Origin of the sequence: Streptomyces sp. NPDC056628, assembly GCF_042792555.1 — a bacterium.
Lineage (GTDB): Bacteria > Actinomycetota > Actinomycetes > Streptomycetales > Streptomycetaceae > Streptomyces.
In genome coordinates this window covers 1-14,811 of sequence record NZ_JBHTWG010000001.1, presented here as the reverse complement: position 1 = coordinate 14,811, position 14,811 = coordinate 1, and the positions used below count along the sequence as shown (strand labels likewise).

The window sequence follows — 14,811 nt, the reverse complement described above, 5'->3', positions numbered from 1 at the left end:
ACTTCCCCGTCAGTTCCGATTTATTTCGAAGGAATCAGGGGCGGCGGCGACCACGGCCGCGCGGATCGCAGAACCGGTCCGTCCGCGGCCGTCGATTCCCGGCATGACGCGTGTTCGCCGCACCGCACCCTCCGTCGATCCAGCACTCTCTTCCCCTCTGCCTTCCCGACTTCCCGCGTGATACACAGCCGTCGACGCGTCACCGCACTCCCCGTCCCTCTCGTACCCTCCTCCATACGCGCGCGAGCCCTCCTCCGTTCGGCCGGACCGGCCGCCGGCCGCGCGGATTTCCAGGTCGTCGCCGGCCGGCCCGGCCACCCCCGCCTCCCGGAGGGCACGCGCCGCCTCCGCCAGGGACGCCCCTGTCGTCATCAGGTCGTCCACGAGCACCACGGTCCCGCCCCCGGCGAGCAGCCGCCCGCCGCCGGGGACGACGAAGAGCGCACCCGCGAGATTGACCAGCCGCTGCCGGGAGCTGAGCCCCGTCTGGTCGGCCACCCCGCGCGCCTGCCGCAGGACGGCGGCCACCCGCACCGGTGTCCCCGTCCGCCGCAGCGCACCCGCCGCGGCGAGCGCGATCCGCCGGGCGGGATCGTGTCCCCGCGCCCGCACCGCCGCCCGCGCGGACGGGACGGGCACGAGCAGCACGGGGTCGTCCCCACCGGCGCAGACGGACGCATCTGGGGCGTCGGCGTCATGGCTCTCGGGAAGCCCCGCCCGCACGGCCCGCGCCAGCGCCGCTCCGAGCGGTGCCGCCAGGGCCAGCGCGCCGCGTTCCTTGTGGGCCAGCAGCACGGCCCGCACCTCGTCCGTGTACCGGGCCGCCGCGTGCACCACGGGCAGCCCGCGCGGCTCCGGCACCGGTCGCACCCGGCTCGGTGCGGTCCCGGTCAGGACGGCACGGCACTCCGGGCAGAGCACCGTACGGGGCTTCCCACAGCCCCCGCACTCGGCCGGCAGCACCAGATCGGTGAGGTCCCGCCACCACCCCCGCATGGCCTCCACTGTGCCGACGGAGGCACGGACCGGCCACCCCTGTGGATAACCGCCTGTGGAAAAAGCAAGGGCTACTTCCGGAACCGGTTTCCCGTCGACCGGGGCTGAATTCCGTCACCCCACACCGAATCCGAAAAACAACGGCCCGGAGCGCGCCGGAGGAAACAACCGGGGCCCACCCGCGGAAAACCGGACGGGTCCGTGCGCAATCCGTCCGGGCGAAAGCCACCGCTCCGAACACAAAACCCCCGCGCCGGTCCCCGCGCCCCGGCGCCCGCCCGAAAACCGGACGGCCGCGCCCGGCTCAGCCCGGATAGACCGGCGCCGTCCCGTCCGTGACGATCTTCTGCCACTGCGTCCCGGACGGCAGCCGTACGATCCCGTCCTCCGAGTACCCGACCAGCGGCAGCCGCGCGTCCTCGGACGCGGTGATCTCCTTGACGCCGCTGAGGGCCGCGGGAGAGGGCCCTTCCGGGGTGGAGCCGTCCACCTGCACGTACCGCATCGTCTGCACGCCGTCCTTCTCGCGGCCGACCACGACGAGCCGGCTGTCCCCGGCCCACGACATGGCCGTGACCTCCTCCAGCTCGGGCGTCGCGGAGCGCAGTTCGTGCACCGACACACCGGAGCCGTCGCCGGTCCCGCCGTCCTCGCCGCGTTCGATCCGCCCGATGAGCAGGGAGGACTTCTTCCCCGTCTTCACGATGAGCGCGACGCGCACACCGTCGGCGGCCACACGTACCGACTCGACACGGCCCTCCAGGCCCGGCGGGGTCTTCACCTCGACCGGGTCGTCCACGCCCTTCTTCAGCAGGAGAAGGCGCGGTTTGCCGGGGTCGCGGTCGGCCACCCACAGGTCGCCCTGCGCGTCCCAGCTGGGCGCCGACAGCCGCTTCCCGGCGGACGGACCCGCGCTGGTCAGCTCGGGGTCCCCGAGCGGGCCGCCCGACACCAGGGCCCCGACGTACAGGGCCCTGCCGTCGAGTCCGACCCCGGCGGCCATGTCCTCGTCGCGCGAGACGGCCGCCGACCCCACCTGGACGTCCTCGCCGAAGGCGCCCGGCACCGGAGTGGGCTCGGTGTCGTCGGTCGCCGCAGCCAGCCGTACCAGCCGGTGCTTGTCATTGAGGAAGTACAGATAGTCGGCGCGCTTCACCGAGCCCCGCACGGCGATGTCCTCGGCGTCCCCCTCGGTGAGGTGGCACAGCTGCCGGCCACCCGCGCGCAGTTCGACCTCGTCCATCGTGGGGGTGAGGTTCTGGAGGGTGAACAGCAGCTGGGCGGCCATCTCCCGGCACTTGTCGACGCCGGCCCGCGCCGCCCTGCCGTTCAGCGGCACCGTCAGCTTGTTCTGGTCGTCCGGGGTCAGCGACTCCGAGGCGTCCTGCAGCGCCGTACCGGTCGGGAAGCTCGACCGGACCACCGGGTCGAGCCAGCGCGTGGGACCCCGGAGCAGGGAGCGCACCGCCTCGGTCACCGGGTCGACGTTCCTGCGCACGTAGACGGGGTCGGCGACGGCCGCCGTGTGCGGGGACGTCCCGACGCTGGTGCCCGTCGCGAAGTAGTAGCGGTCGACCGACAGGTAGTTGCGCTGGAAGTCCGACCGGCCCATGACGACCCCGCGCGGCGGCACGTCGATGCGCCACTGACGGGTCTTCTTGTCCCGGGTGAGGTGCATGCTCTCGCGGTAGTCGCCGTCGGCGGGCGCGTACGACTGCTCCGCGTCCACCGTGGCGACGCGGGTGCCGGTCAGCGTGTACGACAGGCTGTCCCTCTCCTCGCGGCTCACCCGGTCGGGCTGGGCGCCGGGGCCGTCGGCGAGCACGGTCGTGGACCGCAGCGGGTGCCACTTGGCCGACGCCTGCGGGGTGAGGTACTTGCGGGCTATCTCGTAGTCCGGGTCGTCGCTGGTCAGCGCCTCCAGGAAGCCCGTGACGATCTCGGAGTACGACGCGTCCTCGTGCGGCGGCACGGCGAACACCCGCACCTGCGCGTCCTGCCGCGGCGTGGACTCCACCCCGCGCAGATCACCGCTGTCGGGCATCGAGGCGCATCCGGCCAGCAGGACGGCGCCGCAGGCCGCGAAGGTCACCGCACGCCCCGGTCCGTACCGCCGGGCAGCCTGCTTGCGGTCAGCGCCCACGAGATGTCTCCCCCTGCTTGTCCGACTCCGCGGCCTTCCCGGCCGCCTCGCCCGGCACGTCCCTCTCGCCGGGCTGCTCCCCGATGGTGTCCTCCAGCCGCCGTGTGCCCGACACGGGCCGGGGCACCACGCGGGCCCCGCTGCCGGGCAGCGCCGTCGGGTCGGCCTTGGGGGCCGCGCTCTGCCGCGGCGCGATCGGGTCGCGCACCGGCCGCAGCGGTCCCTGCTCGCCCTGGGGCTGGGCCGGTACCGTCGCGGACTTGCCCCCGGAGGGCAGACCGGCGTCGTCCAGACCGCGGTTGCGCCGCGAGTCCTTCGGCTCCAGGGGTATCGGTGAGCCCCGCAGCGGCTCGTCGGCCGTGCGCGGCAGCGTCAGCCGGAACTGCGAACCGCCGCCCGGCTCCCCCCACGCCTGGAGCCAGCCGCCGTGCAGCCGCGCGTCCTCCAGCGCGATGGACAGGCCCAGACCGGTACCGCCCGTGGTCCGCGCACGGGCCGGGTCGGCCCGCCAGAAACGGCTGAACACACGGGTCGCCTCGCCGGGTTTGAGTCCGACGCCGTAGTCGCGCACCGCTACCGCGACCGCTCCGCCGGCCGCCGCCAGCTTGACCACGACGTCCTGGCCCTCGCCGTGCTCGACGGCGTTGACCACCAGGTTGCGCAGCACGCGCTCCACCCGGCGGGCGTCCGCCTCGGCGACGACGGGCTGCTGGTCACCGACCACCCGTATCAGGGTGCCCTTGCGCTCGGCGAGCGGCTCCGCGCCGCCGACGACGCGCCGCACGACCTCCCGCAGGTCGATCGGCTCGGCCTCCAGCGCGGCGGCACCGGCGTCGAAGCGGCTGATCTCCAGCAGGTCGGCGAGCAGCGACTCGAACCGGTCCAGCTGGTCCGCCAGCAGCTCCGCCGACCGCGCGGTCACCGGATCGAAGTCCTCACGCGCCTCGTGGATGACGTCGGCGGCCATCCGGACGGTCGTCAGCGGCGTGCGCAGCTCGTGCGACACGTCGGAGACGAACCGCCGCTGCATCCGCGACAGGTCCTCCAGCTGCTGGATCTTCACCTGGAGGTTCTGCGCCATCTTGTTGAAGGCCTCACCCAGGCGGGCGATGTCGTCCTCGCCGGTGACCTTCATCCGTTCCTGGAGCCGCCCGGCCGACAGCCGCTCGGCGATCCCCGCCGCCATGCGTACGGGGGTGACGACCTGGCGCACCACGAGCCAGGCGATGGCGCCGAGGAGGACGACGACGAAGAGCCCGGCGGTCGCCAGCGTCCCCTTGACCAGGCTGAGCGACTTCTCCTCCTGCGTGAGCGGGAAGAGGTAGTAGAGCTGGTACAGGTCCCCGTTGGGGTCGCTGACCTGCTTGCCGATCACCAGGCCCGGCTGGGACTCCTTGTGGGCGCTCGGCTGGTAGACGATCCGGGTGTAGCTCTGGAAGACGCCGGTGGCGCCGTCGATCCGCTCCCGCAGCCCCTCGGGCACGCTCGCGGTCGGGTCGACCCCGCCGGAGGCACGCCGGCCGCGCCCCCCGGTCTCACTGCCCGCGGAGGCGGGAAGCGTCACGACCTCGAAGGCGCCCTGGCCGCCGCTGGACAGCGACGAGACGGTGTCGCTCATCCACTGGATGACGTTCTGCCGGGACCGCTCGTCCGCCGCGGCCCCGTCGTCGGCGGAACCCGCCGCGGACTCGTCCGCCCGCTGCTTGGCCGCCGCGAACCCGCCGGTCGCCTGGCTCTGCGACGCCTTCACCTTCGCGTCGAGCAGGCCGTTGCGGACCTGCCCGATGACGACGAAGCCGAGCAGCAGGACGACGCCCAGCGACATCACCAGGGTCGAGACGACGACCCTGAGCTGGATGTTGCGCCGCCACAGCCGCATGACCGGCAGCAACGGCCGGCGCACCCAGCGCAGAAGCAGCCGGAGGACCGGGCTGCCCTGGACCCCTCCTTGCAGCAGCCCGCCTTCCAGAAACCGCCCCCAGCGGGAACCCGCCGTCTTCCGGCCGACAGGCCGCTCCCGACGGGTCCCGGTCCGACCGGGGGCCGTAGCGGCACTGTCCTGGGACATGTCAGCTCGGCCCTGCCTTGTATCCGACTCCGCGGACGGTCACGACGATCTCAGGGCGCTCGGGGTCCTTCTCGACCTTGGAACGCAGTCGCTGGACGTGGACGTTGACGAGCCGGGTGTCGGCCGCGTGCCGGTAGCCCCAGACCTGCTCGAGGAGCACCTCGCGCGTGAACACCTGCCACGGCTTGCGGGCCAGCGCGACCAGCAGGTCGAACTCCAGAGGCGTCAGCGCGATGGACTGCCCGTCCCGCTTCACGGAGTGCCCCGCCACGTCGATGACCAGGTCGCCGATGGAGAGCTGCTCCGGCGCCGGCTCCTCCGACCTCCGCAGTCGCGCCCGGATGCGGGCCACGAGCTCCTTCGGCTTGAACGGCTTCACGATGTAGTCGTCGGCGCCGGACTCCAGGCCGACGACGACGTCGACCGTGTCGCTCTTCGCCGTCAGCATGACGATCGGCACGCCGGACTCCGCACGGATCAGGCGGCACACCTCGATGCCGTCCCGGCCGGGCAGCATCAGATCGAGCAGCACCAGATCGGGCTTGGTCTCGCGAAATGCGGCCAGCGCCTTGTCGCCGTCGGCTACGAAAGACGGCTCAAAACCTTCACCACGCAGCACAATGCCGAGCATCTCGGCCAGTGCGGTGTCGTCGTCGACGACAAGGACTCGTCCCTTCATAAACGACATCATCCCATTCTCATAACGGTGGCGAAGACTCAGGTGAGGTAGGTCACCGGCCAGTGACCTTAGTCGTACTGGGCTGTCACTGTCTGCCCTCGTCCGCCGCCGTTGATGTCACCCAGGGATGTCAGCTCAGGTGGCCGAGAGAGCACTCACAGGTGTCACGCCTGGGCCGACGGCGGACGGGACGGCCCCACCACACTCGCCACGATGTACGCGCATCTTCCGGCCCCCGAATCCTGCGGGCCGCAGTAGGGACCACCCGTCCCCGCCGGAACGGCGGCGCTTGATCAGCCGTTCCGGCAGGGTCCGGCCCTCATGTCAGGGTGTCAGGGTGTCAGGAAGGCATCCTCCGACTCGGGCGCCTCCCAGAATTCGGGGCCGAGAGTGTCCTTCAGCAGGGCGTACATGCTCTTCCGGAAGTGGGCGGTCACGAGCCACGGGCGGGTGAAGATTCGGATCCCCCCGACCTCGCCCGCGTCGTTGAGCGTAAAGGCTTCGACCAGTTGCTGAACGTGACCGCCGTCCACGTATTCGTCGATCACCACCGCGAATCCCGGCTGGCCCACGATGTCGAGGACGGCACGTACCTTGAGGTCGCTGAAGCTTTGCGCCGCTGCTTCGAGGACGGGCCCGACGACAGCCTTCCCCGTCGGCTCTTCGCGCAGGATCGGGGAGTACAGGGTGACGTCCTGCGCCAGCGGCGGGACGGCCGGGTGGTCGACCCAGACCGGTGTCGGCCCCTCCGGGGTGTACGGTCCGGATCCGAGGCTCGGGTCCGCCAGAGCGGGATCCGTCTTCGCGATCACGTCGCGCAGAGCGGCCATGAATGGCCACGGCCGACCGTAGACGTCGACGGTGGCGATCAGGCCCGCTGCGTCGTGCCGGGCGAGCGCGGCGATCTCTGTCTCTCGTCCGCCGGGGCTCGCGCTGTACACGACCCCCTCCAGCTCGTCTCCCTTGAGCCGGACTGTTGCTTCGGGCGCGGCGAGCGCCTGGTGGTACGTACGGAGAGCTGCCGAAGCGGCGTCGCGACCGGCGATGCGGGGTGCCGTCAGCGGAGTCGCGAGAGAGACGTCCTCGGCAAGCGCCGTGGGGGCCTGTCCGGAAAGTGCGACGTTCAACTGATCCGACATCGCGCGCTCCTCGTGGTCACGATCGAGGCGTGCCCGGGCTTCGGGCGATACTCGGGCGCGAGGTCTGCGGGCGCGCGCTCGGCGCCAGCGCCCCAGGTCACCAGGACCTTCATGTATCGCGGCTCCCACCCAGGCGGTGTCGCGGAACCCTTGCCCCCTCAGCCAGGTCCGTCGCCGCTCATCCAGCATGCGCCTGGAGCATGACGCAGCGCATGCTGAAGGCTGCGACCGCTCCTAGGCCTGGGAATCAGTGGCCTGGAGGGGTTGTTGGATGTCACGGCCCCTCTCCCTCGCGCGTCGCCGCAGGCAGAGGGGCCGTCTCCGTTGATCAGGGCGGGAGCATCCCATTCTCATGACGGTGGCGAAGGCAGGGGTGGGACAGTTCACCTCAGTCGTAGGTCATCCGCACTGTCTGCCCTCGTCCACAACGTAATGCGAGACCCATGGAGGGGGCTTGACCCCCTCCGCCCACCCTGCCGCCACGGCCGGATCATGCCGTTCGCGCTGTCGACCCCGCCCTCGCGCGCAGCTGGGCCAGCGCCTCGGCCGTCACAGGAGACGCGGTGCCCTCCTCCGTCACGATCGCCGTGATCAGCTCGGGCGGCGTCACGTCGAACGCCGGGTTGTACGCCTGCGTGCCCAGCGGCGCCACCGGGATCCCGCTGCCCGGACTCCCGCCCACGCCGGGCGCCTGTGGCACGGCGAACTCCGTCACCTCGAAGCCAGGACGCTGCTCCACCTCGATGGACGCCCCGTCCGGCGTCGCCGGATCAACGGTCGTCAGCGGCGCCACCACGATGAACGGCACATGGTGGTAGCGCGCCAGCACCGCGAGTGGATAGCTCCCGACCTTGTTCGCCACCGAACCGTCGGCCGCGATCCGGTCCGCCCCGATCAGCACCGCGTCCACCTCACCGGCCGCGAACAGCGAACCCGCCGCGTTGTCCGCGAGCAGCGTGTACGCCATGCCGGTGCGCGCCGCCTCGTACGCCGTCAGCCGCGCCCCCTGCAGCAGGGGCCGCGTCTCGTCCACCCACAGCCGCCTCACCCGCCCCGCCCGGTGTGCCGCGAGCGCCACCGCGAACGCGGTGCCCTCACCGCCCGACACCAGCGCCCCGGTGTTGCAGTGCGTGAGGATGCGGTGCCCGCCGGCGGGCAGCAGCTCGTCCAGCAGGGCCAGTCCCCGCTCCGCCATCCTGCCGCTCGCCTCGGCGTCCTCCGCGTGCAGCGCACGCGCCGCCGCGAGGGCTGCTGACGCCGCCCGCTCGGCGTCCCCGCTCGCGGCGAGCTCGGCACGGTAGGCGTCCTGCGCCCTGCGCACCCCGAGCGCGAGGTTCACCGCGGTCGGACGGACAGCCGCCAGCTCGTCGGCCGCGGCGTCCACGTCGAACCCGCGCGCGGCGGCGAGCGCGACCCCGTACGCCCCGGCGATCCCGAGCAGCGGCGCCCCGCGCACGGCCAGCGAACGGATCGCCTCCACCAGCACGGAAGCGTCCGTGCACACCAGCTCGACCTCCTCCGCGGGCAGTTTCGTCTGGTCCAGAAGGACCAGAACCGGCCCCTCCGGTGGCTCGTCCCACCGGATCGCCGGTATCTCGGCCGGCCTGTCGTCCTCGCCACAATGCGCGTACTGATCAGCCATGCCGTCAGTCTGCCCCGCATTCGGCGGACAATTGAAGGGAAGCAGGCCATACCTCGGCGGGTACCTCCCCGATGGCCCCATGGCACGATGGCTGCCGAACTGCCGCCGCGACCGCGGACGCGCACCGTGAAGGAGCGACGATGAAAGACACTCCGGGCTGGGCTTCGCCCGGATCCGCCCCGTCCGACGGGCAGGAGCCCGGTGCGTCCGGTCCTGCCGAGCCCGCGGACAGCGCCGACTCCACGCAGCAGCCACCGGCGGACGAGCAGGCCCCCGGTCCGAAGTGGTCCAAGGAGCAGCCGCCGGCGGGCCAGTGGTCCGCCCCCACGGGCACCCAGGCCCCCGGCCAGGCGCCGCCCCAGCCGCCCGGCCCGGGCTGGGGCGCCAGGCCCCCGGCCGGCGCGCCCGGCGGCTGGGGCGGCGCCCCCCAGGGCTACGGACCTCCCGGCGGATACGGCGGCTGGGGCGGTGGCTGGGGCGGACCTCCGCCGGCCGCCAAGCCCGGCGTGATCCCCCTGCGCCCCCTGGGCGTCGGGGAGATCCTCGACGGCGCCGTCTCCACCATGCGCACGCACTGGCGCACGGTCCTCGGCATCTCCCTCACCGTCGCCGTCGTGACGGAGATCCTCGTCATCCTCGTCCAGGGCTTCCTCCTGGACGACCGTGTGAGAACCGACGCCCTCAACGACCCGAGCGCCACCCTCGGCGAGCTCACCCGCGCCATGGGCGACTCCATGCTCAACTCCGGCGTGATCCTCTTGATCTCGGCGATCGGCACCGTGATCGCCACCGCCCTGCTGACGACCGTCACCAGCCGCGCCGTGCTCGGCAAGCCGGTCGGCACCGGCGAGGCGTGGCGCGACGCCCGTCCGCAGGTGCCGCGCCTCTTCGGCCTGCTGTTCGTGCTGCTCCTCATGACCGGGGGCGTGGCCCTCGCGGGCGTCGTCCCGGGCATCGTCCTGGCCGCCTCGGGCGCCGGCGAAGCGGGGATCGCCCTGGGCGCCCTGGGAGCGATCGCCGCGTCCGTCGTCGCGCTGTGGCTGTGGTTCCGCTTCTCCCTCGCCTCCCCCGCGCTGATGCTGGAGAAGCAGGGCATCAGGAAGGCGCTGAGTCGCTCCGCGAAGCTGGTCAAGGGTTCCTGGTGGCGGGTGTTCGGTATCCAGTTCCTCGCCATGATCATCGCGAACGTCGTCGCGGCGATCGTCGTCATCCCGTTCACGTTCCTGGCCGGCGCGGTCAGCGGTGAGGGCGCCGCCAGTGTCCTCGACGGGACCACCGACTTCGGCTGGACGTTCCTCATCGTCAGCGGTGTGGGCTCGGTGATCGGCTCCATGATCACCCTGCCCATCACGGCCGGTGTGACCGTGCTGCTCTACATCGACCAGCGCATCCGCCGCGAGGCACTCGACCTCGAACTGGCCCGCGCGGCCGGCGTCCAGGCCCCCGGCACCGGCACTCCGGGGAGCTGAATCGGTGAGTCCGTCGGGGGGAGTTCTCACAGCGGTACCGGGGCTGCCAGGGGCAGCCGCACGCGCCTTCCTGCGCGCCGGTGACACCGCCGTACGCGCGTCGGCGGCGGCCTCGGACGACACGCCGCCGCTGACGACGCCGCGCGACCCCGCGCGGGAGGCGGCCCGGCGCGAGCTGTCCAAGAGCATGTACCACGAGGACGACCCCAGCTGGTTCCAGCGCGCGCTGGACGCCTTCTGGGCCTGGGTCGAGGACCTGTTCGACAGCGCCTCGGCGGTGACCCCCGGCGGCCCACTCGGCCTGGTCGTCGTCATCCTCGTCGTCCTCGCCGTGATCGGCCTCCTGTGGTGGCGCCTGGGCACCCCGCGCCGCGAACCGATCTCGTCCGCCGCCCTGTTCGACGACCGCCCCCGCAGCGCCGCCGACCACCGCTCCGCCGCCGAGGCCCACGCCGCCCAGGGCCACTGGAACCGAGCCGTCCAGGAGCGCATGCGCGCCATCGTCCGCGCCCTGGAGGAACGCGCGCTCCTCGACGTCCGCCCCGGCCGCACCGCGGACGAGGCCGCCGCCGACGCCGGCCGCTCCCTGCCCGCCCACACCGACCGGCTGCGGGCCGCCGCCCGCGCCTTCGACGACGTCACGTACGGCGGACGGGCCGCGAACCGGCAGACGTACGAGAACCTCGCGGCCCTCGACCGCGACCTGGAGAGCACCAAGCCGCAACTCGCCGCCCAGGCCCCCGGCACGGCAGCCCAAGACCGCCAGGGAGCCGCCGGATGACGACCGAGGCCACGCACCCGTCCACCTCGGCCTCGCCCACCGCCCGCCATGTGTGGACCCGTACGCGAGGCATCGCCCTCGCCGTCGTCCTCCTGCTGGCGGCGGCCGTCGCGATCGCCACGATCCGCTCCGACGCCCGGCACGGCACCCTCGACCCCCGCTCCGCCGACCGCCAGGGCAGCAGAGCCGTCGCCGAACTCCTCGCCGACCGCGGGGTGGACACGACCGTCGTCACCACCCTGGACGGGGCCCGCGCCGCCGCCGACACCGACACCACCCTCCTCGTCGCCGCGCCCGACCTGCTCACCCACAGGCAGCAGAGGGCACTGCGCACGGCGACCGCCGGCGCCGGAGGCCGCACGATCCTCGTCGCGCCCGGCAGCCCGTCGGTCGAACGGCTCGCCCCCGGCGTCACCGCGGACCCCGCGAACAGCCTCGACGCGGCGCTCTCCCCCGACTGCGCCCTGCCCGCCGCACGCCGGGCCGGCACCGCCGAGATCGGCGGCATCCGCTACACCACCACCCACCTCGCGGCCGACGAGTGCTACCCCAGCAACCGCCTGGCCACCCTCCTGCGCATCCCGGAGAGCGGCGGCGACGGCACCGGTGACACCGTCGTCATCGGCGCACCCGACATCCTCCTCAACGACCGCCTCGACGAGCAGGGCAACGCCTCGCTCGCCCTGCAACTCCTCGGCTCCCGCCCCCATCTGGTCTGGTACCTCCCCACGCTCTCCGACGCCTCGGCCGCCGGCACGGACGACCGGCGCAGCTTCTTCGACCTGCTCCCCTCGGGCTGGTTCTGGGGCACACTGCAGCTCTTCGTCGCCGCCGCTGTGGCCGCCCTGTGGCGGGCACGCCGGCTCGGCCCCCTGGTCCCCGAGAAACTCCCCGTGGCGATCCGCGCCTCCGAGACCGTCGAAGGCCGGGCCCGCCTCTACCGGAAGGCGAACGCCCGCGACCGCGCGGCCACCGCTCTTCGCTCCACCACACGCATCCGCCTCGCCCCCCTCGTAGGTGTCCCCCTCACCCAGGCGCACACGCCCGAGGCACTGCTCCCCGCGCTGTCCGCCCACCTCCACCACCACGGCGGGGACGGTCAGACCCTGCACACTCTCCTCTTCGGCCCGCCGCCCGGCGACGACGCGGCACTCGTCTCCCTCGCCGACCAACTCGACGCCCTCGAAAGAGAGGTACGCCGTCCATGATGGACCCGACCACTGACAACGCCGGGAAGACCGGGGACCAGGGCACCGCCCGAGCCTCCCTGGAGGCCCTGCGCGCCGAGATCGCCAAAGCCGTGGTCGGCCAGGACCCCGCCGTGACCGGCCTCGTCGTCGCCCTCCTGTGCCGCGGACACGTCCTCCTCGAAGGCGTCCCCGGGGTCGCCAAGACCCTGCTCGTGCGCACCCTCGCGTCCGCCCTCGAACTCGACACCAAGCGCGTGCAGTTCACCCCGGACCTCATGCCGAGCGACGTCACGGGCTCCCTCGTCTACGACACCCGCACCGCCGAGTTCTCCTTCCAGCCCGGCCCGGTCTTCACCAACCTCCTGCTCGCCGACGAGATCAACCGCACCCCGCCCAAGACCCAGTCCTCCCTCCTGGAGGCCATGGAGGAACGGCAGGTCACCGTCGACGGCACCCCCCGCCCCCTCCCGGAGCCGTTCCTCGTCGCCGCGACGCAGAACCCCGTCGAGTACGAGGGCACCTATCCCCTCCCCGAAGCCCAGCTCGACCGTTTCCTCCTCAAGCTGACGATCCCGCTGCCGTCCCGCCAGGACGAGATCGACGTCCTCACCCGCCACGCCGAGGGCTTCGACCCGCGCGACCTGCACGCGGCCGGCGTACGCCCCGTAGCGGGCCCCGCCGACCTCGAAGCCGCCCGCGCGGCCGTCGCCAAGACCGCCATCTCCCCCGAGATCACGGCCTACGTCGTCGACATCTGCCGCGCCACCCGCGAATCGCCCTCCCTGGCCCTCGGCGTCTCCCCGCGCGGCGCCACCGCCCTCCTCGCGACCGCGCGCGCCTGGGCCTGGCTCACCGGCCGCGACTACGTCATCCCCGACGACGTCAAGGCCCTGGCCCTGCCGACCCTGCGCCACCGCGTCCAACTCCGCCCCGAGGCCGAGATGGAGGGCGTGACCGCCGACTCCGTCATCAACGCGATCCTCGCCCACGCCCCCGTCCCGCGTTGATGGCCTTCACCGGACGCGCCGCACTCCTCGCGGCCCTAGGCTCCCTCCCCGTCGGCATCTGGGACCCCGGCTGGACGGGCATCCTCGCCGTCAACGCGCCCCTGGCAGCCGCCTGCGTCTGCGACTTCGCCCTCGCGGCCCCCGTACGGCGCCTGCGCCTGACCCGCTCGGGCGACACCTCCGTACGCCTGGGCAACACGGCCGACGTCACCCTGACGGTCACCAACCCGTCGAACCGCCCGCTGCGCGCCCACCTCCGCGACGCCTGGCCACCGAGCAGCTGGCAGCCCGGCACCGAGGTCACGTCCTCCCGCCACCAGGTGAAGATCCCCGCGGGGGAACGCCGGCGCCTGACCACCCGCCTCCGCCCCACCCGCCGAGGCGACCGCCAGGCCGACCGCGTCACGATCCGCTCCTACGGCCCCCTCGGCCTGTTCGCCCGCCAGGGCACCCACAAGGTCCCCTGGACCGTCCGGGTGCTGCCGCCCTTCACGAGCCGCAAGCACCTGCCCTCCAAGCTGGCCCGCCTCCGCGAACTCGACGGCCGCACCAGTCTGATCACCCGCGGCGAGGGCACCGAGTTCGACAGCCTGCGCGAGTACGTCCCCGGCGACGACACCCGCTCCATCGACTGGCGGGCCACCGCCCGGCACTCCGCGGTCGCGGTACGCACCTGGCGCCCCGAGCGCGACCGCCACATCCTTCTCGTCCTGGACACCGGCCGCACGTCGGCGGGCCGCGTCGGTGACGCCCCGCGGCTCGACGCCTCCATGGACGCCGCTCTCCTACTGGCCGCCCTGGCCTCCCGGGCCGGGGACCGCGTCGACCTCCTCGCCTACGACCGCCGGGTCCGCGCCCTCGTGCAGGGCCGCACGGCCCGAGACGTCCTCCCCTCCCTGGTCAACGCGATGGCCACGGTGGAACCCGAACTGCTCGAGACCGACGCCCGCGGACTCACGTCCACCGCCCTGCGTACGGCTCCCCGCCACTCCCTGATCGTCCTGCTCACGGCACTCGACGCGGCCCCCATCGAGGAGGGCCTGCTCCCGGTCCTTCCTCAACTGACCCGGCGCCACACGGTCCTTCTCGCTTCCGTGGCGGACCCGCACATCGCGGGCATGGCGAAAGCCCGCGGCCGCACGGATGCCGTCTACGAGGCCGCATCGGCGGCCCAGGCCCAGACCGAACGCCACCGCACGGCGGAACAACTGCGCCGCCACGGCGTGACCGTCGTGGACGCAGCACCGGACGACCTCGCCCCAGCGCTGGCCGACGCCTACCTGGCCCTCAAGACAGCCGGCCGCCTGTAGCCGGAAAAGGAAAAGGCCCTCTCTGTCACCAGAAAAGGGCCTGACCCACACGGAGCCGGAAATGCAGAAAGGGCCCACACCATAAGGTGTGGGCCCTTTCCCAAAAATTGTTCGGCGGTGTCCTACTCTCCCACAGGGTCCCCCCTGCAGTACCATCGGCGCTGTAAGGCTTAGCTTCCGGGTTCGGAATGTAACCGGGCGTTTCCCTCACGCTATGACCACCGAAACACTATGAAACTCTCAACCGCACCACACCGTGACCAGGCATGGGGTTGTTCGTGGTTTCAGAACCAACACAGTGGACGCGAGCAACTGAGGACAAGCCCTCGGCCTATTAGTACCGGTCACCTCCACACGTTACCGTGCTTCCAGATCCGGCCTATCAAC

11 protein-coding genes and 2 rRNA genes are annotated in these 14,811 nt (G+C 72.6%); 5 read left to right on the top strand and 8 right to left on the bottom strand.

The genetic code is table 11. The features are described from left to right. Positions 1-9 precede the first annotated feature (9 nt). From ACFRAC_RS00065 to mtnA, 6 genes are all read right to left on the bottom strand, one after another. On the bottom strand, positions 10-996 hold the full coding sequence (locus ACFRAC_RS00065) for a ComF family protein (protein ID WP_382919011.1): 987 nt from the start codon (positions 994-996) through the stop codon (positions 10-12). Between the two features lie 304 nt (positions 997-1,300). Next, on the bottom strand, positions 1,301-3,139 hold the full coding sequence (locus ACFRAC_RS00060; RefSeq protein WP_382919009.1) for an LpqB family beta-propeller domain-containing protein: 1,839 nt from the start codon (positions 3,137-3,139) through the stop codon (positions 1,301-1,303). Continuing rightward, a complete protein-coding gene (gene mtrB, locus ACFRAC_RS00055) occupies positions 3,129-5,207 on the bottom strand; it encodes an MtrAB system histidine kinase MtrB (protein ID WP_382919008.1) in 2,079 nt (692 codons plus the stop codon). Before mtrB ends, ACFRAC_RS00060 begins: the two co-directional genes overlap by 11 nt. Position 5,208: 1 nt before the next feature. After that, a complete protein-coding gene (gene mtrA / locus ACFRAC_RS00050) occupies positions 5,209-5,898 on the bottom strand; it encodes a two-component system response regulator MtrA (RefSeq protein WP_382919006.1) in 690 nt (229 codons plus the stop codon). 320 nt (positions 5,899-6,218) lie between these two features. Continuing rightward, positions 6,219-7,025, bottom strand: coding sequence for a hypothetical protein (locus ACFRAC_RS00045; protein WP_382919004.1), 807 nt, complete (start codon positions 7,023-7,025; stop codon positions 6,219-6,221). 490 nt (positions 7,026-7,515) lie between these two features. Beyond that, positions 7,516-8,667, bottom strand: a complete 1,152-nt coding sequence (gene mtnA / locus ACFRAC_RS00040; protein WP_382919002.1) for an S-methyl-5-thioribose-1-phosphate isomerase — start codon at positions 8,665-8,667, stop codon at positions 7,516-7,518. Positions 8,668-8,807: 140 nt separating this feature from the next. On the opposite strand from mtnA, the gene ACFRAC_RS00035 reads away from it, so the two are divergent. The 5 genes from ACFRAC_RS00035 to ACFRAC_RS00015 are packed head-to-tail and all read left to right on the top strand — an operon-like array spanning position 8,808 to position 14,424. Beyond that, positions 8,808-10,136, top strand: a complete 1,329-nt coding sequence (locus ACFRAC_RS00035) for a glycerophosphoryl diester phosphodiesterase membrane domain-containing protein (RefSeq protein WP_382919000.1) — start codon at positions 8,808-8,810, stop codon at positions 10,134-10,136. A gap of 4 nt (positions 10,137-10,140) precedes the next feature. Then, positions 10,141-10,917 (top strand): DUF4129 domain-containing protein, encoded by a 777-nt coding sequence (locus ACFRAC_RS00030; RefSeq protein WP_382918998.1) that lies wholly within the window; start codon positions 10,141-10,143, stop codon positions 10,915-10,917. Further along, entirely contained in the window at positions 10,914-12,125 is a 1,212-nt protein-coding gene (locus ACFRAC_RS00025; protein WP_382918997.1) for a DUF4350 domain-containing protein, read from the top strand. Before ACFRAC_RS00030 ends, ACFRAC_RS00025 begins: the two co-directional genes overlap by 4 nt. Then, positions 12,125-13,114 (top strand): AAA family ATPase, encoded by a 990-nt coding sequence (locus ACFRAC_RS00020; RefSeq protein ID WP_382918996.1) that lies wholly within the window; start codon positions 12,125-12,127, stop codon positions 13,112-13,114. Before ACFRAC_RS00025 ends, ACFRAC_RS00020 begins: the two co-directional genes overlap by 1 nt. Next, complete coding sequence (locus ACFRAC_RS00015) at positions 13,114-14,424, top strand: DUF58 domain-containing protein (RefSeq protein ID WP_382918995.1); 1,311 nt, start codon at positions 13,114-13,116, stop codon at positions 14,422-14,424. Before ACFRAC_RS00020 ends, ACFRAC_RS00015 begins: the two co-directional genes overlap by 1 nt. A gap of 109 nt (positions 14,425-14,533) precedes the next feature. Here the strand turns inward: ACFRAC_RS00015 and rrf are convergent. Next, positions 14,534-14,650: ribosomal RNA gene (gene rrf, locus ACFRAC_RS00010) — 5S ribosomal RNA — on the bottom strand. Positions 14,651-14,738: 88 nt separating this feature from the next. Further along, positions 14,739-14,811, bottom strand: a 23S ribosomal RNA gene (locus tag ACFRAC_RS00005); the annotation flags it as partial.

Bases quoted from the DNA above. Each gene is read 5' to 3' on its own strand.
- ACFRAC_RS00065 (WP_382919011.1), bottom strand. From the start codon at position 996: ATGCGGGGGTGGTGGCGGGACCTCACCGATCTGGTGCTGCCGGCCGAG.
- mtrB (WP_382919008.1), bottom strand. From the start codon at position 5,207: ATGTCCCAGGACAGTGCCGCTACGGCCCCCGGTCGGACCGGGACCCGT.
- mtrA (WP_382919006.1), bottom strand. From the start codon at position 5,898: ATGATGTCGTTTATGAAGGGACGAGTCCTTGTCGTCGACGACGACACC.
- ACFRAC_RS00045 (WP_382919004.1), bottom strand. From the start codon at position 7,025: ATGTCGGATCAGTTGAACGTCGCACTTTCCGGACAGGCCCCCACGGCG.
- mtnA (WP_382919002.1), bottom strand. From the start codon at position 8,667: ATGGCTGATCAGTACGCGCATTGTGGCGAGGACGACAGGCCGGCCGAG.
- ACFRAC_RS00035 (WP_382919000.1), top strand. From the start codon at position 8,808: ATGAAAGACACTCCGGGCTGGGCTTCGCCCGGATCCGCCCCGTCCGAC.
- ACFRAC_RS00025 (WP_382918997.1), top strand. From the start codon at position 10,914: ATGACGACCGAGGCCACGCACCCGTCCACCTCGGCCTCGCCCACCGCC.
- ACFRAC_RS00020 (WP_382918996.1), top strand. From the start codon at position 12,125: ATGGACCCGACCACTGACAACGCCGGGAAGACCGGGGACCAGGGCACC.
- ACFRAC_RS00015 (WP_382918995.1), top strand. From the start codon at position 13,114: ATGGCCTTCACCGGACGCGCCGCACTCCTCGCGGCCCTAGGCTCCCTC.